General features: G+C 61.2%; 17 protein-coding genes and 2 pseudogenes. 13 read left to right on the forward strand and 6 right to left on the reverse strand.

Translation table 11 applies throughout. The features are described 5' to 3' along the window. Nucleotides 1–122: 122 nt before the first annotated feature. The 3 genes from J8I82_RS33160 to J8I82_RS33170 all read right to left on the reverse strand — a co-directional run bounded on the left by J8I82_RS33160 (nucleotide 123) and on the right by J8I82_RS33170 (nucleotide 8718). Nucleotides 123–5069, reverse strand: a complete 4947-nt coding sequence (locus tag J8I82_RS33160; protein ID WP_209763891.1) for a beta strand repeat-containing protein — start codon at nucleotides 5067–5069, stop codon at nucleotides 123–125. 90 nt (nucleotides 5070–5159) lie between these two features. Then, the gene (locus J8I82_RS33165; protein ID WP_209763893.1) at nucleotides 5160–6542 is read right to left on the reverse strand and encodes an HlyD family type I secretion periplasmic adaptor subunit; all 1383 of its coding nucleotides are present in this window, start codon (nucleotides 6540–6542) and stop codon (nucleotides 5160–5162) included. Beyond that, nucleotides 6526–8718 carry a type I secretion system permease/ATPase gene (locus tag J8I82_RS33170; protein ID WP_209763895.1) on the reverse strand — a complete coding sequence of 731 codons (2193 nt, stop codon included), beginning with the start codon at nucleotides 8716–8718 and terminating at the stop codon, nucleotides 6526–6528. The genes J8I82_RS33165 and J8I82_RS33170 overlap by 17 nt, the downstream gene beginning before the upstream one ends. Nucleotides 8719–9469: 751 nt before the next feature. Between J8I82_RS33170 and J8I82_RS33175 the strand changes: the two genes are divergently transcribed. From J8I82_RS33175 to J8I82_RS33180, 3 genes and pseudogenes are all read left to right on the forward strand, one after another. Then, on the forward strand, nucleotides 9470–9802 hold the full coding sequence (locus J8I82_RS33175) for a GNAT family N-acetyltransferase (RefSeq protein ID WP_280908675.1): 333 nt from the start codon (nucleotides 9470–9472) through the stop codon (nucleotides 9800–9802). Between the two features lie 254 nt (nucleotides 9803–10056). Then, nucleotides 10057–10209 (forward strand): annotated as a pseudogene (locus J8I82_RS38650) (amino acid ABC transporter ATP-binding protein); the annotation flags it as partial. Nucleotides 10210–10310: 101 nt separating this feature from the next. Beyond that, a pseudogene (locus tag J8I82_RS33180) lies at nucleotides 10311–11274 on the forward strand (agmatinase). A gap of 176 nt (nucleotides 11275–11450) precedes the next feature. Here J8I82_RS33180 and J8I82_RS33185 read toward each other — a convergent pair. Then, nucleotides 11451–12065 (reverse strand): helix-turn-helix transcriptional regulator, encoded by a 615-nt coding sequence (locus J8I82_RS33185; protein ID WP_245180399.1) that lies wholly within the window; start codon nucleotides 12063–12065, stop codon nucleotides 11451–11453. Nucleotides 12066–12212: 147 nt separating this feature from the next. Here J8I82_RS33185 and J8I82_RS33190 point away from each other — a divergent pair, with 147 nt between their 5' ends. From J8I82_RS33190 to J8I82_RS33205, 4 genes are all read left to right on the forward strand, one after another. Beyond that, nucleotides 12213–12848, forward strand: a complete 636-nt coding sequence (locus tag J8I82_RS33190; protein ID WP_209763898.1) for an isochorismatase family protein — start codon at nucleotides 12213–12215, stop codon at nucleotides 12846–12848. 205 nt (nucleotides 12849–13053) lie between these two features. Then, nucleotides 13054–14295: an MFS transporter gene (locus J8I82_RS33195; RefSeq protein ID WP_284183236.1), complete on the forward strand. Its 1242-nt coding sequence runs from the start codon at nucleotides 13054–13056 to the stop codon at nucleotides 14293–14295. A gap of 347 nt (nucleotides 14296–14642) precedes the next feature. Further along, nucleotides 14643–14840: a type II toxin-antitoxin system VapB family antitoxin gene (locus J8I82_RS33200; protein WP_209763900.1), complete on the forward strand. Its 198-nt coding sequence runs from the start codon at nucleotides 14643–14645 to the stop codon at nucleotides 14838–14840. Further along, a complete protein-coding gene (locus tag J8I82_RS33205) occupies nucleotides 14837–15208 on the forward strand; it encodes a type II toxin-antitoxin system VapC family toxin (protein ID WP_209763901.1) in 372 nt (123 codons plus the stop codon). The genes J8I82_RS33200 and J8I82_RS33205 overlap by 4 nt, the downstream gene beginning before the upstream one ends. Nucleotides 15209–16028: 820 nt before the next feature. Here the strand turns inward: J8I82_RS33205 and J8I82_RS38655 are convergent. Further along, nucleotides 16029–16298: a hypothetical protein gene (locus J8I82_RS38655; protein ID WP_245180400.1), complete on the reverse strand. Its 270-nt coding sequence runs from the start codon at nucleotides 16296–16298 to the stop codon at nucleotides 16029–16031. Between the two features lie 1271 nt (nucleotides 16299–17569). Between J8I82_RS38655 and hxsA2 the strand changes: the two genes are divergently transcribed. The 6 genes from hxsA2 to J8I82_RS39440 all read left to right on the forward strand — a co-directional run bounded on the left by hxsA2 (nucleotide 17570) and on the right by J8I82_RS39440 (nucleotide 24868). Beyond that, complete coding sequence (gene hxsA2 / locus J8I82_RS33215) at nucleotides 17570–17851, forward strand: His-Xaa-Ser repeat protein HxsA2 (protein WP_209763902.1); 282 nt, start codon at nucleotides 17570–17572, stop codon at nucleotides 17849–17851. A 57-nt stretch (nucleotides 17852–17908) separates the two neighbouring features. Then, nucleotides 17909–18199 (forward strand): His-Xaa-Ser system protein HxsD, encoded by a 291-nt coding sequence (gene hxsD, locus J8I82_RS33220; RefSeq protein ID WP_209763903.1) that lies wholly within the window; start codon nucleotides 17909–17911, stop codon nucleotides 18197–18199. After that, nucleotides 18196–19656, forward strand: a complete 1461-nt coding sequence (gene hxsB, locus J8I82_RS33225) for a His-Xaa-Ser system radical SAM maturase HxsB (RefSeq protein WP_209763904.1) — start codon at nucleotides 18196–18198, stop codon at nucleotides 19654–19656. Before hxsD ends, hxsB begins: the two co-directional genes overlap by 4 nt. A gap of 209 nt (nucleotides 19657–19865) precedes the next feature. Then, the gene (gene hxsC / locus J8I82_RS33230; protein ID WP_245180401.1) at nucleotides 19866–20816 is read left to right on the forward strand and encodes a His-Xaa-Ser system radical SAM maturase HxsC; all 951 of its coding nucleotides are present in this window, start codon (nucleotides 19866–19868) and stop codon (nucleotides 20814–20816) included. A gap of 390 nt (nucleotides 20817–21206) precedes the next feature. Continuing rightward, nucleotides 21207–23153: a CHAT domain-containing protein gene (locus tag J8I82_RS33235; protein ID WP_209763906.1), complete on the forward strand. Its 1947-nt coding sequence runs from the start codon at nucleotides 21207–21209 to the stop codon at nucleotides 23151–23153. 62 nt (nucleotides 23154–23215) lie between these two features. After that, complete coding sequence (locus J8I82_RS39440; RefSeq protein WP_209763907.1) at nucleotides 23216–24868, forward strand: amidohydrolase family protein; 1653 nt, start codon at nucleotides 23216–23218, stop codon at nucleotides 24866–24868. A 163-nt stretch (nucleotides 24869–25031) separates the two neighbouring features. Here the strand turns inward: J8I82_RS39440 and J8I82_RS33245 are convergent, their stop codons facing one another. Beyond that, complete coding sequence (locus J8I82_RS33245; protein WP_209763908.1) at nucleotides 25032–26102, reverse strand: IS5 family transposase; 1071 nt, start codon at nucleotides 26100–26102, stop codon at nucleotides 25032–25034. Nucleotides 26103–26382: the final 280 nt, after the last annotated feature.

The following is a 26382-nucleotide window of genomic DNA, read 5'->3' on the forward strand; positions in this document are numbered from 1 at the left end:
CGGTGCCCTGCCCGTCTATTATGGTTTTACACTGGCTGGGCAGTGAAACTGCCATCCTGCATTTCCGCTCTTTGTCGGTCTTCTCTCTTTTTCCGCCTTTCTTGCTTGCTTGCCAGGCCTCTTCAGGCGGTGTGGATATTACCGTTGCTCAGCAACGTGTTCAGGTCCAGCCCCACCACACCCTGCAGCACTGCGACATCCTGGAATGCGGTTCCGGCACTATTGCCGTCCCGATCCACGCTGACCACGGTATTGCCAGCGACTTCCGACAGCCGCATGAACTGTGCCGCGTTGTCATTGGTCACGCTGACACCCGCCAGCAGGTCGGCCAAGTCCAGCACATCGCCGCCGGCGCCCGGCTGCGAGCGATCGAAGTCGGTGATGGTGTCCACCGAAGCGACATCGGCGCGCAGAAACTGGAAGGTGTCGCTGCCGGCCCCGCCGGCCAGCATGTCGGCCCCGGCGCCACCAACCAGCACGTCGTTGCCCAGGCCGCCCGCCAGCTGGTCGTCCCCTGCACCGCCACGCAGCACGTCATTGCCGGCCGAGCCGGTGAGGGTGTCGCTGAAGGCCGAACCGATCACGCCTTCCATGTTTTTGTAGCTGTCGGTGCCAAGGCCCGCCGCGATGAGGTTTGCGGAGTTGATGCTGCTATCCTGAGCCAGCGTGAAGTTGACGGAGCCGGTTGCATCGGAGAAATCCAGCAGGTCGATGCCGGCGCCGCCGTCGAGGGTGTCGTTGCCCAAGCCACCGCGCAGGATGTCGTTGGCGGAGCTGCCGGTCAGGCTGTCATTGAAGCGCGATCCGATTACGCCTTCCATGCCGCTGTATGTATCCGTGCCCAGGCTCACACCGGACAGGTTGACTGTATTGCCGTTGCCCTGCGCCAGCGAGAACGTGACCCCGCTGCTGGCATCGGAGAGATCCAGCAGGTCGGTGCCGAGGCCGCCATCGAGCGTATCGTCTCCTGCGCCTCCGCGCAGGACGTCATCACCGGCGCCGCCCCGAAGCGTATCGCCGGCTGCCCCACCAATGAAAATGTCGCTGGCTGCGGCGCCGGTCAGCGAATCGACGTTGCTGCCACCATCGAGATAGGATGCCTGGTAGCTCTGGCTCGCCAGCGACACCGTGGCCGCGCCGTTGGTTGACGAGACATTGACCGTGACGGTAGCGATACTGGTGCCGCCCGCGCCATCGGCAATGGTATAGCTGAAGCTGCCCGTCGCCGAGTTGTCGGAGTCGAACATGACGTAGGCGTTGTTGGTTCCCGGAGCGAACTTCAAGTTGCTGACCGCACCGGTGGCGGATCCAAGCGCAATCACCGACAACGCCATGCCATCGACGTCACCGTCATTGCCGAGCAAGGCGCTGACTGGTATCAGGACACCATTGGTGTTGTTCGAGACATAAATTACGTCAGCTGCCGACACAGGTGCGTCATTGACGGGATTGACCGTGATCGCCACGGTGTCGGTGTCGACTGCAAACCCGTCGCTGCTCTGCATTTGCAGAGATGCGCGGCCTGCATAGTCCTTGTCGCCGGCAAAGCGCAGCCCATCCAGCGCGGCATTGATCGCCGCGTCGCTGCCGGTAAAGGTCATGGTGCGGTCCGCCGTGCCGTCGCCTGCAAGGAACTGCAGTCCAGCGATGCCGTCCAGCGTGATGGCGCCGGCCGTGGCGGTCAGCGTCACAGTGTGAGTGGCGTTGTCCACGTCGGAAATGCTAAGCGCATTGCCGGTGGCCGTGCCGAATTCCAGCGGCACGTCTTCGTTGACGGACTCCGCCACCGGAACGGAGTTGACGACCGCATCGTTGGCGCCGGTAATATTGACCGTGATTTCCTGGCTGGTGGTGAGATCCGCGGAGTGGACTGTCAGGGTATCCGTGGCCTGCTGGCCGGCGCTTAGAGAGTTCGCCTTGGCGTTGTCCAGGGTATATGTCCAGGCACCGGTGTTGCTATCAAAGGTGAAAGTGCCGTATTGGCCAGCCAGGCTGGCAGACGGCACCGAAGCAAAATAGCCTTGGCCGGCATCGGCATCGCTGACCGTCAACTTGCCGCTGGCCGATGCATCGCCGGCGATGGCGTTGGCCAGCCCGCCGGCTTCGGTCAACGTCGTGTCCTCGCTGGTCGACGCCGTGATGGTCGCCGCGTCATTGGCACCAGTGATGTTGACCGTAATGGTCTGCTGCGCGGTCTGGTCCGCCGACACCACTGTCAGCGAATCGCTGACCTGCTGACCTGCGGTCAGCGCATCGGCCTTGCTGTTGTCCAGGGTGTAGGTCCAGGCCCCGGTGTTGCTGTCGAAGCTGAAGGTGCCGTACTGGCCCACGAGATTGTCCGGCGGCACTGCAGCAAATTGCGCCTGGCCAGTATCGACATCGCCGACCGTCAGCGTGCCGCTGGCCGATGCATCGCCGGCGATCGCGTTGGCCAGCCCGCCGGCTTCGGTCACCGTTATGTCTTCACTCGTCGACGCGGTAATGGTCGCCGCGTCGTTGGTACCCGTGATGTTGACCGTAATGGTCTGCTGCGCGGTCTGGTCCGCCGACAATACTGTCAGCGAATCGCTGACCTGCTGGCCCGCGGTCAGCGCATCGGCCTTGCTGTTGTCCAGGGTGTAGGTCCAGGCCCCGGTGTTGCTGTCGAAGCTGAAGGTGCCATACTGGCCCGCGAGGCTGTCCGGCGGCACCGAAGCAAAATGCGCTTCACCGGTATCGGCATCGCTGACCGCCAGCGTGCCGCTGGCCGAAGGATCGCCGGCAACAGCGTTGGCCAGTCCCCCAGCCTCCGTCACCAACGTATCTTCGCTGGCCGATGCGGTGATGGTCGCCGCGTCATTGGCACCGGTGATGTTGACCGTAATGGTATGTTGGGCGGTCTGGTCCGCCGACAATACTGTCAGCGAATCGCTGACCTGCTGGCCCGCGGTCAGCGCATCGGCCTTGCTGTTGTCCAGGGTGTAGGTCCAGGCCCCGTTGTTGCTGTCGAAGCTGAAGGTGCCGTACTGGCCCACGAGACTGTCCGGCGGCACTGCAGCAAAATGCGCTTCACCGGTATCGACATCGCCGACCGTCAACGTGCCGCTGGCCGATGCATCGCCGGCGATCGCGTTGGCCAGCCCGCCGGCTTCGGTCACCGTTATGTCTTCACTCGTCGACGCGGTAATGGTCGCCGCGTCGTTGGTACCCGTGATGTTGACCGTAATGGTCTGCTGCGCGGTCTGGTCCGCCGACAATACTGTCAGCGAATCGCTGACCTGCTGGCCCGCGGTCAGCGCATCGGCCTTGCTGTTGTCCAGGGTGTAGGTCCAGGCCCCGTTGTTGCTGTCGAAGCTGAAGGTGCCGTACTGGCCCACGAGACTGTCCGGCGGCACTGCAGCAAAATGCGCTTCACCGGTATCGACATCACTGACCGCCAGCGTGCCGCCGGCGGAAGCGTCGCCGGCAACAGCGTTGGCCAGCCCGCCGGCTTCGGTCACCGTCGTGTCTTCGCTGGTCGATGCGGTGATGGTGGCGTGGTCGTTGGCACCAGTGATGTTGACCGTAATGGTCTGCTGCGCGGTCTGGTCCGCTGACACCACCGTCAGCGAATCGCTGACCTGCTGACCTGCGGTCAGCGTATCGGCCTTGCTGTTGTCGAGCGTGTAGCTCCAGGCGCCAGTATTGCTGTCGAAGCTGAAGGTGCCATACTGGCCCGCCAGGCTGTCCGGCGGCACCGAAGCAAAATGCGCTTCACCGGTATCGACATCGCTGACCGCCAGCGTGCCGCTGGCCGAAGGATCGCCGGCAACAGCGTTGGCCAGTCCCCCAGCCTCTGTCAACAATGTATCTTCGCTGGCCGATGCCGTGATGGAGGCCACATCGTTGGCACCGTTGATCCGGATGCTCAGCGTCGACGCCGCCACCGCCTGCCCATCGGTTACGCTGTAGCTGAACGTGTCGTCGACATGGTCACCCGCCCGCAGTGCCTGCACCAGCGCATTGCTGTTGTCCAGCGTGTAGCTGTAGCTGCCGTCGGCGTTGATTTGCAGCGTGCCATACTGGCCGACATAGGTACCGGGACTGGCCACCGCCAGCACATTGCCGGCATCGATGTCGCTGTCATTGGACAGCACATTGCCGGTGATCGGATTCGGATGGTTGTCTTCGCCCATGCCATGGGTATCGGCAGCGGCCGTGGGCGCATGGTTGTCGTAGCCGGCGAAATCGGTCTTGGCCAGTTCGTGCAGGCCGTTGAGCTGGATGACCATCTCTGCCGTGGCGGGATTGCCATCGACATCCACATAGACATAGGTATTTCCGCCCGATTGAGCGAACCAGGCTCCGTGAGCCGTCGGTGTGCGCCCGCCCCACTCGAAGCCGGTCTGTCCCAGCACCGGCCGCAGGTCGAGACGGTCGATGCCGCGCTGGAAGTCGGTGATGACATCCATGCCGCCTGCAGTGGAATCCAGCACGGCGGTGTAGACGAACACGTCGCGGCCCGCGCCGCCGCTCAGCAGATCGCCGCCAGCGCCGCCGCCGATGGTGTCGTTCCCGCCTTCGCCATAGACAGTGTCCTTGCCATTGCCGCCACTAATGACGTCGTCGCCACCCACGGCGCCGTTGTTGCCGTTGTCCCCGTAGATCAGGTCGTCGCCATTGCCTCCGACGATGCGGTCGTTGCCGGGTTGGGCCGACTCATGGCCGCGCCCGAGCTGGTAATCGGCGTAACTGTCGAAGCCGTCGCCGTAGAGCGTATCGCCACCATTGTCGCTGGTGTAGAGCGTGGAGCTCCCATCCGGGCTGCCGATCACGTCGTCGCCGCTGCCACCATAGACCGCATCGGCGCCGTTGCCGCCCGACAGGCTGTCGTTGCCGCGTCCGCCGAAGACGCGGTCCTTGCCATTCGCGCCGAGCAGGGTGTCGTTACCGTCGCCGCCTTCGACGATATCGTCGCCGTTGCCGGCGTCGACGTAGTCATTGCCATCGCCGGCGCTGACATAGTCATTGCCGTTGCCGCTCAGGATGGTATCGCTGGAAGTGGTTCCGTTGATGTTGTCGGTGCCGTTGCCGCCGGTCAGTGTTGCCATGGTTTCCCTCTCTCCGTCCTGAATGCCGGCCTGGTAGCCGCGTCTTGCTGGTTATGTTTGTGCGCAGGCAGCGTGGATGCCTTTTTGCGCCTATCGTTCCCGGAACGCCAGCTCCCGGGTTTTGATAATGGGCTTGAGCAGATAATGGAGCACTGTCTTCTGGCCAGTCAGTACATCGACCGTGGCCACCATGCCGGGCAGGATGGGCACCTGCACGGCGCTGCCGCCGGGACGGTTGTCGCGCGTGCGCACGCGTACCAGGTAGTAGCTCTCGGGCCGCTCGCCCGGGCGCTCCGGCGTCAGCGTATCGGCGCTGATATGTTCGACCGTGCCGGGGAAGCCGCCATAGATCGAGAAGTCATAGGCCGACAGCTTGACCACCGCCGGCTGCCCGGGCCGCAGGAAAGCGATATCGGCCGGGCGCACGCGCGCCTCTACCAGGAGCGTGTCTTCCAGCGGCACGATCTCCACCAGGTCCATGCCGGGCTGCACCACCCCACCCACGGTATTGACCTTGAGCTGCTTGACGATGCCGGCCAGCGGCGCGCGCACCAGGGTGCGGTCGACGCGGTCCTGCAGCGCGGTGTTGGTGGCGCTCTGCGCGGCCTGATCCGCCTTGGCCTGGTTCAGTTCGCGCATGGCCTCGGCGCGGAAATGCGTGGCCGCCTCGTCCAGCTTCTGCTGGCTCTCGCGGTAGGCCGCTTCCAGGCGCGGCATGGCCAGCCGCGTGGCGTCGAGCTCGCCCTTGAGGTCGTTGGTCTGCCGCTCCAGCCGCAGCACGTCCACGTCGGACACCACGCCCTGCGCCACCATTGGCCGCATCATCGCCAGCTCCTGCGCCACCAGGCGATGACTCTGCCGCAATTGCTGTTCGCGAGAGCGCTTCTCGGTCAGTTCCTGCCGGCGCTGCTCGGACTGCTGGCGCAGCACCGCCAGGTTGGCTTCCAGCGCGCGCTTGCGGGACTCGAACAGCGAGCGCTCCTCGGCGACAAAGCGGCGGCTGTCGGCATCGCCGGCCGCACTGTCGACGAACGCGGTGCCGGCGGCCTCGGCGCTCAGGCGCGCGATGCGCGCCACCAGCGCATCGTCCTTGGTGCGGCCTTCCTGGTACGAGGCGGTGAAGCGGGTATCGTCGATGCGCATCAGCGGCTGGTCCTTGTTCACAACCTGCCCCGGGCGCACCATGATCTGCGCGACGATTCCGCCTTCCAGGTTCTGCACCACCTGCACCTGGCTGGACGGGATCACCTTGCCCTCGCCCACGGTCACTTCATCCACGCGTGCCAGCGCGGCCCAGGCCAGCGCCACCACTACGAACAGCAGCGCGCACAACAGGATCCAGTGCGTGAACCAGCGCGGCCCCGCCACCGCTGCCGCCTCGCGCTCGCCCATGAACGCGGTGTCGTCGGCGTGCGGCCGCAGTGCGGCGGCCACGCGATGCAAAAGGTTCCGGGTCTCAGGCGGAAGCGACATGGAGCTTCCTCCCCGCGAGCGCGTTCAGCACATCGGCCTTGGGCCCGTCGGCGATGATGCGGCCCTGGTCCATCACGATCAGGCGGTCGACCAGGCTCAGCAGCGAACCGCGGTGCGTCACCAGCAGCAGCGTGCGTCCACCCAGCGCCGCGGACAGCCGCGACTTGAACTGCTCCTCGGTGCGGTTGTCCATCGCGCTGCTTGGTTCATCCAGCAGCAGCAGCGGCGGTTGCAGCAGGTCGGCGCGGGCGATCGCGATAGCCTGGCGTTGCCCGCCCGACAGGCCTTCGCCGCGCTCGCCGAGCCGGAGGTCATAGCCGTCCGGCAGGCGATCGATAAAGTCGCTGACACCACCCAGCCGCGCCGCGCGCAGCATCGCCTCATCGTCGGCGTATGGTGCGCCCATCACGATGTTGTCGCGCACAGTGCCGCTGAACAGCATCACCTCCTGCGGCACATAGCCGATATCGCGCCGCAGCGCCGCGGGGTCGAGCTGCCGCACGTCTGCGCCATCAACCAGTACCGAGCCAGCATCCGGTGGGTACAGACCCAGGATCAGCTTCTCGATAGTGGTCTTGCCCGAGCCGATGCGGCCGATCAGGCCGACGCGCTCGCCGCTGCCGATGCGGAACGACACGCCGTCCAGGGCGGCGCCCTCACGGCCCGGGTAGCGAAAGCTGACCTGCCGGAATTCGATCTCGCCGCGCAACGGCGGGCGGTGCACGAAATGCCTGCCGGGCTCGCGCTCTACCGGTAATGCCATCATCCGGTCGATGCCGGCCAGCGCGGTGCGTGCCTGGTGGTAGCGCGTGGTCAACCCGGCCATCTGCGACAGTGGCGCCAGCGCACGCCCGGCCAGGATGGTGCAGGCGATCAGGCCGCCCATGGTGAGCCGGTCTTCGGCGATCAGGTAGACGCCGATGACCACTACCACCAGCGTGGCGGCCTGCTGCGCGAACAGCGACACGTTGATCACGCACGCCGACAGCAGTCGTGCCCGCAGACCCAGTCTTGCCATCTGCCCGACCACCTGCTCCCAGTTGCGCTGCGCGGCCCCTTCGGCGCCGACGGTCTTGATGGTCTCGAGCCCCACCAGGGTTTCCACCAGCGCGGCTTGTCGCTGCGCCGCGCAGGCACTGCTGGCGCGCACCGCGCGCGACAGCGGTCCCTGCAAGGCCAGGCTGACGCCCAGCACCAACGGTACCGTCAGCAGCGGCACCCAGGCGAGCGGGCCGCCGACCCAGAACATCGTGGCAATGAAGACCGCAGCAAACGGCAAGTCGATCAGCGTCGTGATGGTGGCCGAGGTCAGGAAATCGCGCACCGACTCGAACTCGTGCAGCTGGCTGCTAAGGCTGCCCACCGACGCAGGCCGTGACTTCATCTCGATGCCCAGCACTTTGCCGAACACCGTTGCGGACACGGTCACGTCGATGCGTCTCCCCGCCACGTCGACAAAATAGCTGCGCAGCGTACGCATCGCCAACTCAAACAGCAGCACCAGGCCGACCCCAATGGCCAGCGCCCACAACGTCTCCAGCGCATGGTTCGGCACCACGCGGTCATAGACGTTCATGGTGAACAGCGGCATGGCCAGCGCGAACAGGCTCAGCAGCAGCGAGGCGACCATCACCTCGCCATAAACCGGCCACGACTCGCGCATCACCCCCCAGAACCATTCATGGGGCAGAGCCGGCGCACCGTTGTGCGCCGCATCCAGGCGATGTGCGGGCCGGGCAAAGATGGCATGGCCCGAGTAGCGGTCCAGCAGGTCTTCGGTGCGCACGGCCTGCTCGCCGCTCCCGCACTCGGGCAGCGCGAGCACCAGCGTGCCCGCCTCGCCGCGGCGCAGCAGTACGCAGGCCTGTCCCTTGTCGAGCAGCAGGATCGCGGGCAGCACCAGGTCGGGGATCTCTTCCAGCTTGCGCCGCACCAGCCGCGCCGACATGCCAGCCCGGGCCGCCGCCCGCGCGAACAGCGCCGGGGTCAGGCGATGGGATGCAAGCGGCAGGCCGGCAAGCAGCGCCTCGGCCGTCGCCGGCTGGTGGAAGTGGCGGGCCAGCCAAAGCAGGCAATCCAGCAGCGGATCGTCCGGGCGCGCGTCGCGGCATGCCGGGTCCGGCAGGTTCCAGCCGGTATCCCCGACCTCCCGCACAGGGATGGCGGCGGCATGCATGGTCTGGGCCCTCGCGCCTCAGCGTCCGCGCGCGCTGCCGCGCTGCGGTGCCGCTTGGCATGGCGCCACCAGCTTGCCGCAGCCCGCCGCTGCCACGTGCCATGCACAACGCATGCGTCGATTGCATCCATCCATGGTTCCCCCGGTCCCATTTGGTGTGACGTTTTTTGCAAGCGTATGCGACGGTCGGACGTGCGCCCATCCTGCAAATGGCGCAACAGGGGCAACGGGGAAGCCTGACGGCATCCTCCGTATGGCGTTTCACGCATGCAACAGATTGGGGGTCGAACCGGTTGCCTGCGCGCCAGTTCAAGGCCGCGACAATGGCTTCCAGGGTGTGGGCAGTGGCGGCGGTGCCATGCAGCGTGACGTCAACCCGGGGGGCCAACGCATGACGGTCGAGCCAAAAGCCGCAACGGCTGGGTAGCCCATGACCTGGTTATCGCGGATACGATACCGATGGGCAGCCGACGCGAATCCAGACGCCAGGCCCTGAGGCGTCGTACCCTCCGGATTTACCCTGAATTTTGGCTTTTTCCGAAATCGGACAGGTAGGCAAAAATACTGTGCCGCGCTATTGTGTGTTCAACCACGGATATTAAGTAAGTGCATTACGAATAATGCACTTCGTCATAGAGCAGTAATGATTAGAGCTTTACAGATCCGCTCCGCCACCACTGCGGACCTGCCCGCGATCAACACGGTGCTACACGAATGTGGTTTGACGAACGACGCATCGTTGCTTCCGCGTATGTTCCATATTGCGCTGATGGATGGCCGCATTGTCGCTTGTGCTGGTGGGGAGAGACACGCTGACGTAGTGGTTGTCTGTCTAGTAGCGGTCCTGCGCGAGTATCGGGATCGCGGTATTGCGAAGCACTTGGTTTCGGCCGTTCTAATGCGCGCGCGCGCAGAGGGGTGCGAACGCGCGGTACTTGCCACCGCGAAGTGCCCCAGCTTCTTTTCTCGCTACGGCTTTTCTTTGGTATCTACGATCACCCTTCCTGTCAGTGTACGGACCTCGCATACCTTAACGTCGGCGGGAATGCCACCAGGTCTCTGCATGCAATGTGACTTGAAATAGATGGCAGCTGCAGCCGGCGATCGCCGGATTCCAGAACTGCGTCGCAAACTTCGCGGGGCTCGCCAGCCCGGTTGTCATAGGCTACCTCAAAGACCGGACCGGCTCATTCACGCCAGGGCTGGTGTCCGCATCTATCGTCGCCCTCGTCGGTTGCCTCATCTACATCTTTGCGCTGGGTCCTATCAAGGCTGATCTCCTCGAGCACGCAATCGAAGACCGCTAGCCGATCAATATCCATAAGCCTCTCCGAGTTCATGGTGACGCATGAAATGAACTTCGCGCGAAAGGTCAGTGACCGCGTCATCTTCATGCATCAGGGAAAGGTGCATGAGATGGGACCGCCTGATCGACTCTTCTCGTCGCCAGCGACGCCCGAGCTGCGGCAGTTCCTTTCCAGCATCCACTAAACACTCATCTTCCGTTGTCTCTATGTGGCCTGCCGTTGCGTGCGGTGGTTGGCCACTGTTCGCCCGAAATTCCGGCACCACCTCGCTGTATGGAGAAAATCATGTCCTTTCCGCTCACCGTTCCCCCGTCAAAAATGCACCAGAGCTTCCTGTGGTCGCCGCTCTGCACAGACCTGGATCAGCTCGAAGCTCACGTTGCTATCCTTGGTATTCCTTATGGCCAAGCCTACTCTGCGGAACATATCAGCAATGACCAGAGCAAGGCACCCGATGCTGTACGTGCCATGAGTGATCGCATTTGTCGCAATCTCAATCATTACGATTTTGACGTCGGTGGGCCGATCTATGACAACCGCGCGCTCAAAGTGGTCGACTGCGGTAACGTTCCAGCTGATCCTCAGGACCTGAGTTCTCACTCGCAGAGGGCGGAGCAAGCCGTGCGCAAGATTCTCGATGCTGGCGCGCTTCCCATAACGCTAGGTGGTGACCACGGTATTCCCATTCCAATCCTGCGATCATACGAGGGACGTGGACCGATCACACTGATCCATATCGATGCTCACCTAGACTGGCGAGACCACGTCTGGGGTTCGAGATGGTCTGTCCAGTCCCATTCGTCGCGCATCGGAGATGGATCATGTCGGCGAAATTTTCCAAATTGGCCTGCGCGCCCAGGGCAGCGGCCGCCCGGAAGAGTACGAGGCGGCGCTCGCCTATGGAGCGCACCTGTATACGGCCTACGATGTTCACGAGAACGGCATGAAGTCTGTACTCGATGACATTCCCGATGGTGGCAACTACTACCTGACGATTGACGCCGACGGAATCGATCCTTCAGTGATGCCCGCTGTGGCCGGGCCCGCCTTGGGTGGCATCACGTACGTGCAGATGCGCCAGTTGATTCACGGTCTCGTGAAGAAGGGACGGGTAGTCGGCATGGACATCGTCGAAATTACTCCGTCGACAGACGTCAACAACATCAGTTGCATTGCAGCAGGGCGACTGATGGTCAACTTGATCGGGGCAGCGGTCCGAGCCGACTACTTCGACGCTCCCAAGCTTTAAGCGACTGCCGCTCGAGGAAATGCGCACCAAGGTGGACCTGTGGGGTCTGCGACGGTGCGCAACGATTTGCTCACGCGGTCGATGCCATGGCGCAGTAGCAGTCCTGTGGTGCCGCTGTTCCATCGGTCCTGCGATTTCCCCCCGCCTGCCCCCAGGTATTCATCCCTCTACTACCCTCAGGACAGCAGCTTCTCGACCAGCTCTGGCGTGCTCGGGACATTGAACTTGCGCAACAGTCGACTCCTGTAAATCTCGACGGTCCGAGGGCTGATGCCCAAGGCTTTTCCGATCTCCTTCGCAGTCTTGCTGTCAATCAAGAGGGTCGCCACGTCGCGTTCACGGCGAGTCATCGCGCTACGCGCCTGCGAATCGATCTGCCACACACCCTTGCCTTTCGTTCCAACCGGGACGGCCTCGTCATCGGCCATCTCTGCAAACATCCATAGGGCCTCAGCGTAGGGATCGTCGCGATACTCGCTCGCGCCCGCGACGTTGACCCAGAATAAGTCGTTGTCCAGACGTTTCATCAACCGCGAGTCGGTGAAGCGCCCATGTTGGGCGAGGATCGGAATTACGCGCTTTCCAAAGCGTTCAAAATCAACCTGGTTCGGATACAGCACCCGCACGCTTTGTCCGACGAGCTGCTCTCGCGCGGCGCGAAACATCGACAGGAAGGCGAGATTGCAGTCGGTGATGATGCGCTGCCTCGTGATCATCATGGCGGCAGGCATGTGGGCAAATGCGCGACCGTAGTCGACAGCGTCCTGAAGTGCGGGCTTGGTCATCTTCATTGCTTTTGCATCCCGATATGGCGCACACCGAAGCGCTGCGCTAGGGGTTCTCCTTAGGTATCCGACACGTATTGCTGTAAGTATATACGCGCCATAGACTGCCTCGTATCAGATCGCGATGTTCTTTTCAACCAAGGAGATACAAGCATGGATGACTACAAGAATCGCTCATACGGCGCTGTCGAGATCGGCATGCACGGCAAGGTCGGCATCGTGGTGATCGACTATCAAATGGCGTTCACCGATGAGCAATACCCGTTGGGCGGCGCGCCGCTGGTCATGCGCGGTCTGCAGAACACGGCACGGCTGCTCGACGTCGCACGCCAGCACAATGTGCCTGTCGCGAGTTGCTTCACTGCGTACAAGTCCGAGCGCGACATGCCCCACTGGAAAATTTCGGCAGTGCGAGAGCAATTCCGGCTGGACCATCCCAGCTCGGAGCTGGACCCAAGGATCTACGACAAGGACTATGACGTCGTCGTCTGCAAGTTTGGACCGTCAATCTTTTTTCAGACGCCGGTTGTGCCCTACTTCATCCGTGAGGGCGTCGAAACCGTGATCATCACCGGTTGCAATACCAGCGGTTGCATTCGTGCATCAACGATCGACAGCTTCCAATGGGGATTTCGCACCATCGTGCCGGAGGACTGCGTGGGCGATATCGAGGAAGGACCGCATCGGGACAACCTTCGCGACGTCGGGCGCCGGTATGCGGACATCTCGACGGCTGACGAGGTGATCTCGTACATCGAGCGCACGTCCGGTCGCCGAGTTCGCGCTTGAGTTCGCACTAGGAGCGATGCCGGGGCACGCCGCTGTAACCAGACGGCGCTGCCCCGGCATTGCGCATTCGCATCTCACGCGAGGTGCGGAAAACCTGACGGAGGTTTGGGATGGATAAGGCTATTTCAACTGGCGCGGCGGCTACGCGGCAAGCGGATGTGACGAAGATCAGGAAAGTCGCCGTGGCGAGCATTATTGGTACACGGTGGAATGGTATGACCTGTTTATCTTCGCTACGGCGTCGGCGCTCGTGTTCAACAAAGTGTTTTTTCCCAGCTTCGACTCGCTGGTCGGCACGCTGCTGGCGTTCGGAACTTTTGCGTCTGCCTACGTTGCCCGCATAGTAGGGGCAGCCGTATTCGGCCATTTTGGCGACCGCCTGGGGCGAAAGTCGATGCTGCTGATCTCGCTGGTCGTGATGGGTGCGGCTACGTTCTGCATCGGTCTGCTGCCCGACTACGCTACGATAGGAATCTGGGCGCCGGTGTTACTGCTTACGCTGCGCGTCATACAAGGGCTGGCACTCGGGGGCGAATGGGGCGGCGCCGTGTTGATGGCGGTTGAGCACGCGCCGCCTGGTCAGCGTGGATTCTATGGCTCTTGGGTACAGGTCGGCGTACCGGCCGGCACCCTGATCGCCAACCTGGCCTTTCTCCTAAGCGCGTCGATGCTGTCGTCCGAAGCGCTGCTATCCTGGGGCTGGCGCATTCCATTCCTGGCCAGCATTGTGCTGATCAGCGTCGGTCTGCATATTCGTTTTCATACGTCGGAAACGCCAGATTTTGACAAAGTGAAACAGTCTGGAGGTGCAGCAAAGCTTCCGCTCGCGGAGGTGTTCCGAAAATCATGGAAACAGGTGATTCTTGGCGGCGTGGCCACGATGTCAACCGGGGCTTCGTTTAACCTGCTGGTGGCATTCGGCCTCACCTATGGTACGCAATCACTGGGGCTAACGCGCGACGCCATGCTAGTGATCGTGCTGCTAGCATGCGCCGTCTGTATCGTAATGCTACCGGTGTTCGGCTGGCTGTCTGACAAGGTCGGACGCAAGCAGGTAATCATTGGTGGCATCCTTGCCGAAGCCGTATTCGCGTTCCCGTTTTTCTGGCTGATGGACACGAAGGAAGTCGGCTTCGCCATTGCCGGCTATCTGCTGATGATGGTCGCCTTTGCCGCGAACTATGGCCCCATCGCCACGTTTCTGGCTGAGTTGTTTGGTGCGCGGGTGCGGTACTCGGGCCTTTCAATCAGCTATATGCTGTCCGGGCTGCTGGGTAGCGCGACAACGCCGCTTGTTACGACCGCTCTGCTGTCGATGACGGGACGTGGCTCCTCGATAGCCTGGTACATGATCGGCGCTTCATTGCTCTCGGCCGTGGCACTGCTGCTGCTGGCTAAAAACCTAGAAGCTGACGCAGACAGAATCGGCCTTCCATCGATTACGTAGACCTCATCACTTTGCTGAGAGGAGGACCTGAGACCTTCCAGAAGGAAGCTACGGAAACCGCGCCACCGGCGACTGGCCAAGCGGCACATGTGCGGTCCGCAATGCGGATTTCTTCGGGTACAGCCGGCAGCGACAGAGATAAGTTCGCGATCGTGAAATTACGGATGAGGCCACTCTCAGTTGCCGTTGTCGCATGGCCTGGCCAGATAACGCGTCAGGTTTTCCGCAGTTTTGGATGCAACTGCATCGGGTTCGAGCGGCAAGCGCGCTCCTTATGAGGTGGAAAAATGCACGATAATAGGCATCAATCGATGCTATAATCGGTGCGTGTTCTTGCGGAGATCCCCATGCGTACGACTATTGCGCTTGATGACGATTTGATCGCCAAGGCCCAAGCCTATACGGGCTTGGAGGAAAAGACGGCCCTCGTGCGCGAAGCGCTCAGGGCCTTGATCCAGCGGGAGGCGGCAAAACGACTCGCAAATCTTGGCGGTAGCCAACCGGGCATCAAGGGAGCACCCCGTCGCCGGCAGGACGTCGAATGATTCTTGTCGACACGTCGATTTGGATTGACCACATCAACGCTTCTGATCCTATGCTGATTGGCCTGCTAGCCGAGGAGCGTGTGCTGGCGCATCCATATGTGATAGGCGAGATTTCGCTCGGTAGTCTGCGTGACCGTGATGTCGTGCTTGGCGCATTGCTCGATCTGCCGCGCGCGCCAGTCGCAACTCCCGAAGAGACGTTCTACCTAATCGAGCGCGAAGGTTTGTTCAATCGTGGAATCGGATATGTCGACACGTCACTGTTGGCGTCCGCGCGCCTACAACCAGGCATCACCATCTGGACGCGCGACAAGCGATTGAAGAAGGTTGCCGATGAACTCAATCTCGGCGCGGTCCTCGCGCACTAGATAACGGAAAAGCGACATGATTCTCTTGGACTACGAGACGAGGCCGACGCTCAAGCCGCAGCAATGCCCGGCAACTCGCCATAAGGGCGCGTTATCGTGCCTTATCGCATGGTCTAGTAACACCAGAGTGGAGTCCATGCCTGTCGCGCCCGCAGCAGCCCACCTTTGATGCGAGTCTAGGGATATGCAACGGCATTAGCCGGCCGCTAGGGGACGCTCGCCTAAACTAACGACCTGCAATGGCCGCATTCGGGCGGATCCGACGCTGAGCGCAGTCGCCATCAGAATCTGGTTGGCCCGGCCATCGCGATAGACCCGGGCAGCGGCGCCAACGTCCGCCCGCGCGATGAGGCCGCCATCATTGCGGCGGCTTCATCGTGCTTCCCCGCCAACTGCCGCACAGAAATGGTAGGCGATTGCCCCTTCGGCGTCGCTGATGGTTGGCGTTCGCGGTCGGCTTTGCGGAAGCCTCCTGAGCCGGAGCCGGTGTCCCGCGCGCGGGCTGCGCGGGCGTAAGGCTCGTCTGAGCCGAACCTGAGGCTTGGCCCGCGGCTGCACCCCCGTCGGCCGGGCCGGCCCCGAACGCCTCGGCGAGCGAGGTCACGCGCCGCGCATGAATCCCAAGTTCCGTGCCGAGCCAGGCGAGCAGCGGGTCGAATCCCTTGTCGCGGGAGAGCACGAACACGGCCCCCCCTTTCGCCTTTCTCCACCATGCGGCCGATCTCGAAGGCAATGTGGAAGTCGAGGACGTTGGGCCCGACCCCGCTTGAGCGAACACACCGGGCGCGCTCGCCGAGCGCTTGCAGCCCCATGGCCAACTTCAATGGGGACCTCGCCGGCGAAGACCACCGCGCGAGCCCGCGAGCTGGAAGAAGTCGATATCCTGGACGCTCTCGAAGTCGACCAGCACCACGGCGCCGGCGCCCATCATTGAACCTCCCGTCGCATCCCAGCCGATCGCATCGAGGCCGCTTCCGCCAGAGTGGTGCGCCAGCCGATCCTCTCCCGAAAGACCCTCATGGCTAATGCTCCCAATGATATTTTTGGTTTCGACGCCCCTTCTACCCAACGGGCCCAGCGCGAAGAGCATCGGCGAGAAGCCAGGGCTCGGGCATTGACGGCCGTGGCCACCGCTCCGTCGAGGTCGCCCTTAATCGCGTGGCCGGCGGGCATCGCCCTCGCGGTCTTGCCGGTGTCGCCCAGCCTGGCGAAGCCATCTCCGCAAGAAATCGGGATTAATCTCGCGCAGCCTCCATCCAGAATGCTCTCACCGCCCGGACTTGAGGCGGCAACCCCGACCAAATGAGGATCATCGTGGGAAGCAGAAACAGTGGCGGCAACAGTGGCAATGGCGGCAACCTTGGAGTTGGATCCCAGGACAAAGCCCGCGACGACAACCGATCGGGGCAGCTCAACCCCTAGTCCGACAAGTTTTGGCAGTCGCGCAGGGAAGATGGGCGTCCGGATGATTGGCGCGAGCGCCTGGAGCGGCAGCGCGAGTGAGGCCTAGGCCAGCGCCTTCGGGCCACGGCTTGACGGCAATGACTGCGCCGCCGGCGCGCGCGGCGGCGAGTCGGCGTTCCCACGGGCGCTGGTAAAGCTCTGCGCCGAGCGTGATGATCGTCGACGCCCTGGCGCAGCGAGCCTCTCCGCGACGGCGGAGGAGCATGAGCTCAAAGGCTTGCGCCGCCACATAGAGGCGCAGCGTCGCCGAGCCCTCGGCGGAGGCGGCCAAGTGGCGCCCCGCTCGAGGCGAATAGCCCGTGACCTGGGTGAAAAGGCCACCCTCACGACGGCCCGCCATAGTGGGGATGAACTGGGCGAAAAAGCCGTCAAAGATCATCGCAGAAATGGGGAAGGCGAACTACCAGGATAGACATGATTTTGACAGCGCTCTATTGTGGTGCCCGTGCAGGACGTCAGCTTGTTGGTGCGAAGTTGGCCGCCCTCCTCGATGCGGTCGAGCTTCTCAAGAGCGCGTTATTGGCTAGCCGTCCACGAAAGCCCCCGGTTACATCGGGCGTGTAGCGCCGACGAGATTGGCTGCGTGTCACGTCCGTTGCCACATCGCGCCCCCTGCCGGGGCGACCAAGCGTCACTTCTTGAGTGTACGGCGAGAAATCCCGCATTCTCGTCGACCGCTAGGCATGTCCCCTCCAAAGGGGGGCCATCGTGTCCTTTAGCGTATGCACTATGCCGTCTGTGGCCGATATACACTTGCATAACCCGACTCGTAACTCTTTGTAACGCCGTGCGGCAGTCAGGACAAAGGTCGAGCAAGCGTTCTTAAGCAATGCGCTCAAGACGGGCACTCGTTGAAGTAGGGGAAAATCCATACCAACAACCAGGGGGACGGTCAAAATGAAGGGATTTCTCAAAGCTTTCGCCGCAGTCGCTGCCGGCTTCGCCGCTCAAAATGCGCCGGCTATGCAAGCTCCTACGCATGATTCTTCCGCGCAAAATTCAGTTGCGCCGTCCGACATGGCAACTACGGAACGAATTGCGGTTCGTACCCAGAGCGGTGATGCATTCAACTTTGTGCTGAAGCGCAATAGCGAAGAAGGCAAGCTGATGGCCTATCACCATTCGCATGCCTCTCATGCTTCGCACGCGTCCCATGCGTCGCACTACTCTGGCCGTTAATAGGCTGCCAGATTGTTAGTACCGGCTCCTTCTGGGAGCCATTTTTTTGAGCCTACGATGACATTACGCCTGGAACTGGACCCTGCCATCTATCGTCTGGAGGCTGTTCAGAAGGCAGCCTATCGGTTCATTGATCGCCTCACCATCCTGATATCCCAAAGCGGGGACAAGCTAATCTGCGAAATCGACCCGGTGAAGCCTGGAAGCACTGCGTTGGACGATATGGTGGCTAACTTCAAGCGGGAGTTGCTTGACCAGCAGCTTCGGCTTCAAATCAAAGAAGAGACGGAGCCAGCCCGAAATCTCATTCTGGCATACGCCTTTTCGCGCACGGGGCTCCAAGGATGAGCAAGTTCCTGCCACTGGAAGGCTTCCTTGATAGTTCCGGCACGTATCATCTCTTGCCCTTTCGATTCGAGCCGCTGAACGCTGAAGAAGTGGTTCTCACTAACGCGGTTGGTGAGTTCACCTTCTTGTCGCGCGAAAAGCTCGATGACTTGGTTGGTCACCGCCTGAAGCCTACAGACAGCGATTACGTCGCGCTACGGTCGCGGCACTTTATTAGCGAAGAGGGAGACGAGGCGAGCTTGGAACTCCTCGCGCTGAAGACACGCACGAAATTCAATAAGCTTGCAAACTTCACAAACCTGCATCTGTTCGTCGTCTCATTGCGTTGCGACCATAGCTGTCAGTATTGTCAAGTATCTCGTCAGTCAGAAGACAAGGGCGCCTTCGACATGACGCGTGAGACTGCTGACAAGGCCCTGGGCCTAGTCTTCCAGTCGCCCAACCCAGCCATCAAGATCGAATTTCAGGGCGGCGAGCCGTTGCTCAACTTCGACCTGATTCGATATGTGGTTGACAAAGCCGAGCGACGCGGCCAAGCAGAAGGTCGCGACCTTGAGTTCGTTATTACCACGACTCTTGCACTCGCTACGGATGAAATCCTCGAGTACTGTAGGGACCATCACATCTATCTATCTTCATCGTTGGATGGCCCGGAGGATTTGCACAATAAGAATCGTCCGCGCCCTGGCCGTGATAGTCACGCACGGTTCGTGGCAGGACTCCAGCGGGCTAGGGACATTGTCGGATATGACTCCGTGTCGGCCCTGATGACAACGTCCCCAGCAAGCCTAAATCGGGTCAGGGACATCATCGACGAGTACGTCAAGCACGGCCTCAGCGGCATCTTCTTGCGACACTTGTCTCCCTATGGCTTTGCCATGAAGACGAAGAGCTTCCAGGCATACAACGCCGAACGCTGGCTGCAGTTTTACAAGGAAGGGCTGGACTACATCTTGGAACTCAACAAGGCCGGCCTGCCGTTTACCGAGTACTACTCCAGTCTCATTCTGACCAAGATGTTGACATCAAACGATCCTGGCTTCGTTGACTTGATGAATCCGGCAGGCGCAGGTATCGCCGCGGTGGTGTTCAATTACGACGGCGATGTGTATGCGTCGGACGAAAGCCGCATGCTCCGAGAAATGGGCGATACGACGTTCCGACTTGGGAACGTGCACGAGAACACCTACGAGCAGATCTTCACAAATGACGCTCTTCTCAACGCGCTTGAAGACTCATTTACGGGTTCTGCACCTATGTGCAGCGATTGCGCCTTTGAACCGTGGTGCGGAGCCGAGCCGGTGTTCCATCATGCGATGTATGGCGATGTCCTAGGTCGAAAACCCGAATCTGAATTTTGCAAACGCATGATGGGCGTGACAAAACACTTGTTGGATATCATGCGTCGAGATGCTGAAGCAAAAGAAATCTTTATGCGGTGGGTGAACCGATGCTAACTCTCACAGGGCGCGTCATCTGGCAGGAAAAACGTACCGTTCAGCGCCAGATATTGAGTCTGAGCACAAATCGTACCCTTCCCCAACCGCTACGCGGAGGCAAGGCTTTCCTAGCAAAAGGCTCGGGTCCCATACCAGCGGGATTTGCTCACTACCTGGCTTTCAACACTCGGCCTGAAGCTCTCGAGGACGGGGCCCCATGCACTCTGTTGGGTGACGAGTTTGAGTATCTGGATGATGGCGATGTCATCGCTCTGAGCGGCGACGGCCGTGTTCGCTCTCTGTACCGAGCAAGCTCCAACCACAACAGCCTGTTGCTCACAGAGCAGTGCAACAACTACTGCCTGATGTGCTCGCAGCCTCCCAAGCGTGCGGATGACAGTTGGCTCCTACAGGAAGCCAAGGAGACCGTTCGCCTTATCCCTCGAGAGACGCGCAATCTGGGCATCACCGGAGGTGAGCCGACGCTGTATGGCGACGGGTTCATTGGCTTGCTCCATCACATCAAAAATTGGCTGCCGCATACCTCGCTGCATATCCTGTCCAACGGCCGGACATTTGCCGACGCGCAATTTTCCGAGAAGTATGCTGCTGTCAACCACCCCGATATGATGGTCGGCATACCGGTCTACTCCGCCGATCCGGCTCGCCACGACTATGTTGTGCAAGCCAAGGGCGCGTTCGACGAAACCATCCGGGGCATCCTTAACCTCAAACGTTTGAATCAGAAGGTCGAGATTCGCGTCGTACTCCACAAGCAAACCTGCCAAAGTTTGCCGGAACTGGCCGAGTTCATCGCGCGCAATCTGTTGTTCGTGGACCATGTCGCACTGATGGCGCTGGAGATGACAGGCTTCACACGAGCAAACCTCGATGCGCTCTGGATCGACCCTATCGAATACAAATCGGAACTGAGCAAGGCCGTGAGAATTCTAAGCAGCTATGGCCTCAGGACATCCGTGTATAACCATCCGCTGTGCCTTGTGAATCGTGACGTCGAGCCCTCCTACGTCAAGTCCATCTCTGACTGGAAGAACGAGTATGCGACGGAATGCGGGCCTTGCATCAGGAAGTCGGACTGCGGTGGTTTCTTCTCGTCCGGCATTCAACATGGCTACAGCAAATCTATCCAACCTTTCCTCAGCCTGAGTGGTCCTTGACGATACTGACCTAGTGTGCGACAAGCCCAGATGTGCAAGCCTGGCAGCGGGAATCCTTCAAAGACTTCGTGGCCCACTAGGTTGACGAGTTACTGTAGCGCACGAAAATTCTACTAACGACGCAGGCATAGCCAGATCATCTGGTCGATTCACGATTCTAGCTCCCGGACGCGCCTTGTTTTCACAGCCGGCCAAAGGGTGCGAACGACCGCTTCGGCAAAATGTTCGGTCTTCTGCCCCGGAGCGGCCGAAGGGCGAAGAACGGTCGTTAGCTGTCGCTAGCATCAAATGATCCGCGTGCGGGAATTGAAACGGAAATATTTTCCCATCCTGGGGATAGAATTGACATCTTCCAGTGGTGAATAAATTTGCTTCCGGGGAGGAAGGCATATGATTAAATTCAAAAACCAACGCCGGGGATTTTCATTTGCCAGCCACACCTGGTTCATCGGGATCGCCATGGCGCTCGCTGCGTGTTCCAGTGTTTATGACAAGGAAGTACACACTATAATAGCGTCATCGACAGTCTTAGCAGCAGTGGCAACAGCAGTGGCCGCACCACCGCCGCCTTCTCGGGCAGATGGCCCCGTCGTTTATAACGCCAGCCTGTCTCCGGCGTTGCCCAGAAGCAGCGCATTCCCGAAGCGCCAAGTCTTGAAGTCGGGACAGGCCACCACCTTGCGGTTCCATCTCGGTCCGCAGGATCCATTGTCGATCCTTGAGGCGAAAATTGCCGCCACCGAGATTCGCACAAGCAAGGCCGATGTCCCGCTGAGCGTGGTGCTCGCCTGTTCGTTCTGCGCGCCGCGTGCGGACTCCCTAAGGCACATCGTCTACAAGCCCGATGCGCGCCAATCGAACGACGCCAGTTTTGCGTTCACCCCTCTGGCATCTGCGGATGGCAGCGCCTACACGGCGACGTTGCAGATCCTCATCATCAATGACACGACGGGCACCGAGCACGACCGGCTGAGCATCGATGTTGCTGTCGATGCGGCCAAGCCCGCAACGGCGGCCGTCGGCTCCACGGTGTCGACGCGGACGGTGAAGGCGGTCGAACCGTCCGAGGCATCCCCCGCATGGCAGCCTGACCTCATTCTCTACGCGTACGAGGAACTCGGACGCTATGTCAGCATCGAGATCGAGCCGGTCAGCGCGGAGATGAAGGCATTGATCGGCAGTCTCACGCTCGACGCCAGTGGGGCGCGAAGAAAGTTTCGCTCAGGCGTGGACGACGCAACTATGGTGGACGCCATGACGAAGACCTCGTACGGCGTGATGTCGGCCGTCAGCCTACAAGGGGAGTTTCTCGATCGGCTCAGTGCCACGGGCGTGGATGCGGCGGTGTCCGACGCATCGCAGACCACCCTCAAGCTGAACGATGCTGAAGCGAAGGTCGTTGCGGAGACGATCGCGGCAAGCGGACGGCAACTGTACCGGCACCTCTTTACGAGATCGCAAGAATCCGATTTGCGCACGGCGATTCGCCAGATCGAATCCGCGGCCGATCAACCTAGGGCCAGGCCGTTGCGCCTGAAAGTGATCACCGACCGGATCTCGTTGCCGTGGCAGTATCTTCATCCGGTTGGCCCGTCGGTCGATCCGAACAAGTTCTGGGGCATGCGCTTCAGCTTGAGCGTGCTGCGCACCAGCACCGGTGGCGCGGGACGGGGTGCACAAGTTGGCCAGCCAACGGTCCCCACGGTGGTGTTTGCGCGCTACGGAAAAAGCGCGGACGACAGCGTGCACCAGGCCATTAAGCAGATAGCGCAACTGAAGCAGATCACGTTCAGGGAACCACTCGTGGTGGACTCTGGCCCGAAACTGCTGAACGATGCGCTGACACGGGATCGCCGGCAGGTCTCCGCCATACTGACATTCCTGCACGCCTCGTCCGGCGCGCAAACTCCGGCTGACTACATGAGTGGCCCACAATTGGAATTCAACACCGGCGACCTCGTGACCAGCGAAAACCTGGAGAACCTGCTGAATGTCATGTCCGCCGAGGAACTCGAATCGCGCGTTCCCTACCTGACCAGCATGCCGCTTGTCATTCTCAACGCCTGCGAAACCGGCCCGTCGACCCATCTGCCCCACGTCAAGCTGCAGGACGCCCTGTTCCTGCTCGGCGCCGAGGGCGTGGTCGTCACGGAGGTCTCAGTCTGGATTCCGCTCGGCCACGAGGTAGCTACCCGCCTGATCGGCAAGCTCGGCAAGGGCGACGCGGTGAGTGACGCATTGACGATGGTCCGTCGTGAACTCTATGCCGAAAAGAAGAATCCGTTGGGACTGCTTTACGCGTACTACGGCGACCCGGCCGCAACCCTTCGCTATTGAATCCGACTTCTTCCGACATTAGTGTAACTATGACAACGCCCTTTAGCCGACGGAACTTCCTCGTGGCGCTTGCCGCCAGTCTGGCACCCGTGCCGAGCATTGGTCGCATAGCACCACTATGCTCGACCGACCCGGCCATTTCGGATGTAAATGCACCGTTGACGATCGACGTGCACGCCCACATCTTCAACGGGCGGGATCTTCAGATTCGCCAATTCTTCGCCAAGACGACGGTCCAACAGGGCTCCGAACTGTACCCGTTTGCCAGCGCCATGGGTGCCGTTCTGCAGACACTGGGCTGGCATCTGGCCCCCAATGCGGAAAGCGAACGGCGGGCCATCGCGCAATACGCCGCCGAGACGCGGAGCTGCGGCGGTGCGGAGACATTGAGAACGCTGGCCGCGCCCGCCTTTGAAGAAGGCTACGCATTGGGGCGGCGCGAGCTGCAAGCCGCGGCGCAGACGCTCAGTCAGACGCCTCAGGGCGCCGCCGTGCTGGGGCCGAAGACAAAGGGGGGCTCTCGCCTGGAAGACGCGATCCGGTCGCTTCCGCCCACCTACAAGGGCTTCGAGGCGAAGCGGACACAACCTGGCGTCCTGGGTTCCAATCCCACGCTTCTCGGGTATCTGCGATTCATCCTGCACAACTTCAACCATCGCCATGTCAATGCGATCGACTACCTGACGACCTACTCACGAAATTCGAGCCGCAAGGTGGACCTGATGGTCGCCAGCATGGTGGACTACGATTGGTGGCTGGCGCAGGGTAAGCAAACTCCGACCACGCTCGCGGAGCAGGTCGACCTGATGGGGGAGATTTCCGTGCTGCTGGGCGGTCGCGTGCATGGCTTCGCACCGTTCTGCCCGTTCAGGGAGGCGATGACCAAGGGGGCGGATGGCATCGGAGAATCAATGCGTCTTGTCACGCGGGCCGTGGAGACCCAGGGCTTTCTTGGCGTCAAGCTGTATCCCCCGATGGGATTTGCGCCGTGGGGCAACACGGGTCAAACGATTTGGGTGGGCAAGCCCGGACTACCGGCGGCCGCATCGGATCCAGCATTCGGCGCGCATCTGGACGCGGCCATGGAAACGCTCTTCAAGTATTGCGCCGACAACGACGTGCCAATCATGGCGCATTCCAATCACTCGAACGGGCCCGACAAGGCATTCCTGGACCTTGCCGGCAGTGAGTACTGGTCAAAGGCCTTGGGTAAGTTCCCTGGCCTGCGGGCCAGCTTTGGCCATTTCGGTGACACCGATCTGGAGGATCATCAGGGAAACAAATCACGCAAGTTCCTCGATCTGATGAGCAGCGCGGCGGGGTCGGCCGGTGCAAACATATTTGCCGACAGCGGCTATTTCGCTGGCGTCCTTTCCAACCAGCCAAAGATGACTCAGGTGTTGCAGATGCTGTACACCGCCTCGGACAACCATGTCCTGCGGGAGCGCCTGATGTACGGAACCGACTGGACCATGATCCTGCCGCAGAAGAAGGTGGACGATTACCTGTCGGACTTCATCGACGTGATGGGCAAGGTCGAAGCCGCCCAGGGCGGCGTCACCGTGCGGCAGACCACCCTATCGAACGCGTTCTTCGGCCACAACGCGGCCGAGTTCCTAGGCTTGAAGTCCGGCATGCCGAACCGGAGGCGGCTCGAGACGTTCTACGCGGCTAACAAGGTGCCGGAGCCAGACTGGATGCGCAAGGTGGGCTGACGCCGGCCGCTCCTAGCAGGCCGCTGAAGTACTCGCTGCAGACAGGGCAGAGTTTCCCCCTGCGGGACGCACATGCCTCGTATTTTTCATAATCCGGAAGCCGCGCGTCATTTCATCGATTTTTCACGCGGTTTGAGACCCATTTTCGGCTTCCTTGCTCCCATTACAGGCCCTGCGGACGGACTTGTGCTAGCGATCGCATCCGCACGAGGTTGTAAGCGGCCATGCTAAGTACAAACATCTGGTCGACCTTCTTCAAGCCGCGGACCATCACCTGACGCATGCGCCCGACCGTCTTGACCCAGCCGAAGCCTTGCTCGATCAGTTTGCGCTTCTGCTGCGAGATGGCATAGCCAACACTGCGGGCAATCTCATCCGGCACCGCCGAACGTCGCCCTGAGGTGTTTTGCGCTATGTGCGGAGTCACCTTCATATCAAGGCAGGCTTGAACGAACTCCTCGGCGTCGTAGCCCTTGTCCGCGCCCACGGTAACTTCGACGCCCGGCTCGTTAGCGACCTGCCGGGCGTCGTTGAGCATGGCCTTCGCGGCCTCGCGCTCAGCATATCCGTCGGCTTGGGTCACCACCGCGCTTACCACCAGGCCGTGGCGGTTGTCGCTCAAGGTGTGGCCCATATAGCGCAGCTCACTGGCGGTCTTGCCCTTGCGATAGAGCTTGGCGTCCGGATCAGTCTTGGACTGATGCGTCTCGTTGCTGCGCTTCTCTCCTTGGAAGCCGCCGGTGCCACCGCTGTCGCTGTCATCGCCATCACCGCCGTCCTTGCGTACGAAGCTCTTGTGCCCGGCCCAGGCCTTAATCATCGTGCCATCCACGCTGAAGTGCTCGCCCGACAGCAAGTTGCGCTTTTGCGCGATGGCCAGCACCTCGTTGAAGAACGTGATCACTGCATCGTGTTGGATCAGCCGTGCACGGTTCTTGGTGAACACCGTTGGCACCCAGACTGCGTCGTCCATCGACAGGCCGATGAACCAGCGGAACAGCAAGTTGTACTGCGTTTGCTCCATCAGTTGGCGTTCCGACCGGACGCTATACAGAACCTGCAGCAGCATCGCACGCAGCAGCTTCTCCGGCGCAATGCTCGGGCGCCCGCCCTTGATATCGGCTTCGTACATGCTTGCGAACAGCCGATCCATCTTCCCCAAGGCCTTGTTGACCATGGTGCGGATCGGGCGCAACGGATGCGATTGCGGCACGAAATCTTCGAGTCGCCGCATGGTGAACAGGCTTTTCTATGAGGGCGAGAGTGTCAAGACCACTCTATCGTCCGATTTCATCGTACGCAGGTCTGGCGCGATACGCTTTCTCCTTGCAAGCTATTTGATTTCATTTGCTGAGTGACGCGGCACGAAGCCAGGTCGAGGTTGCTATTTGCCGGGCTTCAGCCCAGGACCATCTTCTATCCGTGCCGGCGCGACGGCCGGGCACCACATACCGCATGCGCAAAGCTGGAACAACCCCTGTTACCTGCGCGCCCAATCTCAGTGACGGCTATCC

The sequence above is a fragment of the Cupriavidus consociatus genome (assembly GCF_017814975.1).
Lineage (GTDB): Bacteria > Pseudomonadota > Gammaproteobacteria > Burkholderiales > Burkholderiaceae > Cupriavidus > Cupriavidus consociatus.

What these genes read in the sequence shown, in the direction of transcription:
- hxsA2 (WP_209763902.1), top strand. Translation starts at nt 17,570, where the DNA reads ATGAAGGGATTTCTCAAAGCTTTCGCCGCAGTCGCTGCCGGCTTCGCC.
- J8I82_RS33200 (WP_209763900.1), top strand. Translation starts at nt 14,643, where the DNA reads ATGCGTACGACTATTGCGCTTGATGACGATTTGATCGCCAAGGCCCAA.
- J8I82_RS33190 (WP_209763898.1), top strand. Translation starts at nt 12,213, where the DNA reads ATGGATGACTACAAGAATCGCTCATACGGCGCTGTCGAGATCGGCATG.
- J8I82_RS33185 (WP_245180399.1), bottom strand. Translation starts at nt 12,065, where the DNA reads ATGAAGATGACCAAGCCCGCACTTCAGGACGCTGTCGACTACGGTCGC.
- hxsB (WP_209763904.1), top strand. Translation starts at nt 18,196, where the DNA reads ATGAGCAAGTTCCTGCCACTGGAAGGCTTCCTTGATAGTTCCGGCACG.
- J8I82_RS33160 (WP_209763891.1), bottom strand. Translation starts at nt 5,069, where the DNA reads ATGGCAACACTGACCGGCGGCAACGGCACCGACAACATCAACGGAACC.
- J8I82_RS33170 (WP_209763895.1), bottom strand. Translation starts at nt 8,718, where the DNA reads ATGCATGCCGCCGCCATCCCTGTGCGGGAGGTCGGGGATACCGGCTGG.
- J8I82_RS33235 (WP_209763906.1), top strand. Translation starts at nt 21,207, where the DNA reads ATGATTAAATTCAAAAACCAACGCCGGGGATTTTCATTTGCCAGCCAC.
- J8I82_RS33205 (WP_209763901.1), top strand. Translation starts at nt 14,837, where the DNA reads ATGATTCTTGTCGACACGTCGATTTGGATTGACCACATCAACGCTTCT.
- hxsD (WP_209763903.1), top strand. Translation starts at nt 17,909, where the DNA reads ATGACATTACGCCTGGAACTGGACCCTGCCATCTATCGTCTGGAGGCT.
- J8I82_RS33165 (WP_209763893.1), bottom strand. Translation starts at nt 6,542, where the DNA reads ATGTCGCTTCCGCCTGAGACCCGGAACCTTTTGCATCGCGTGGCCGCC.
- J8I82_RS33245 (WP_209763908.1), bottom strand. Translation starts at nt 26,102, where the DNA reads ATGCGGCGACTCGAAGATTTCGTGCCGCAATCGCATCCGTTGCGCCCG.
- J8I82_RS38655 (WP_245180400.1), bottom strand. Translation starts at nt 16,298, where the DNA reads ATGCTCTTCGCGCTGGGCCCGTTGGGTAGAAGGGGCGTCGAAACCAAA.
- J8I82_RS33175 (WP_280908675.1), top strand. Translation starts at nt 9,470, where the DNA reads ATGTTCCATATTGCGCTGATGGATGGCCGCATTGTCGCTTGTGCTGGT.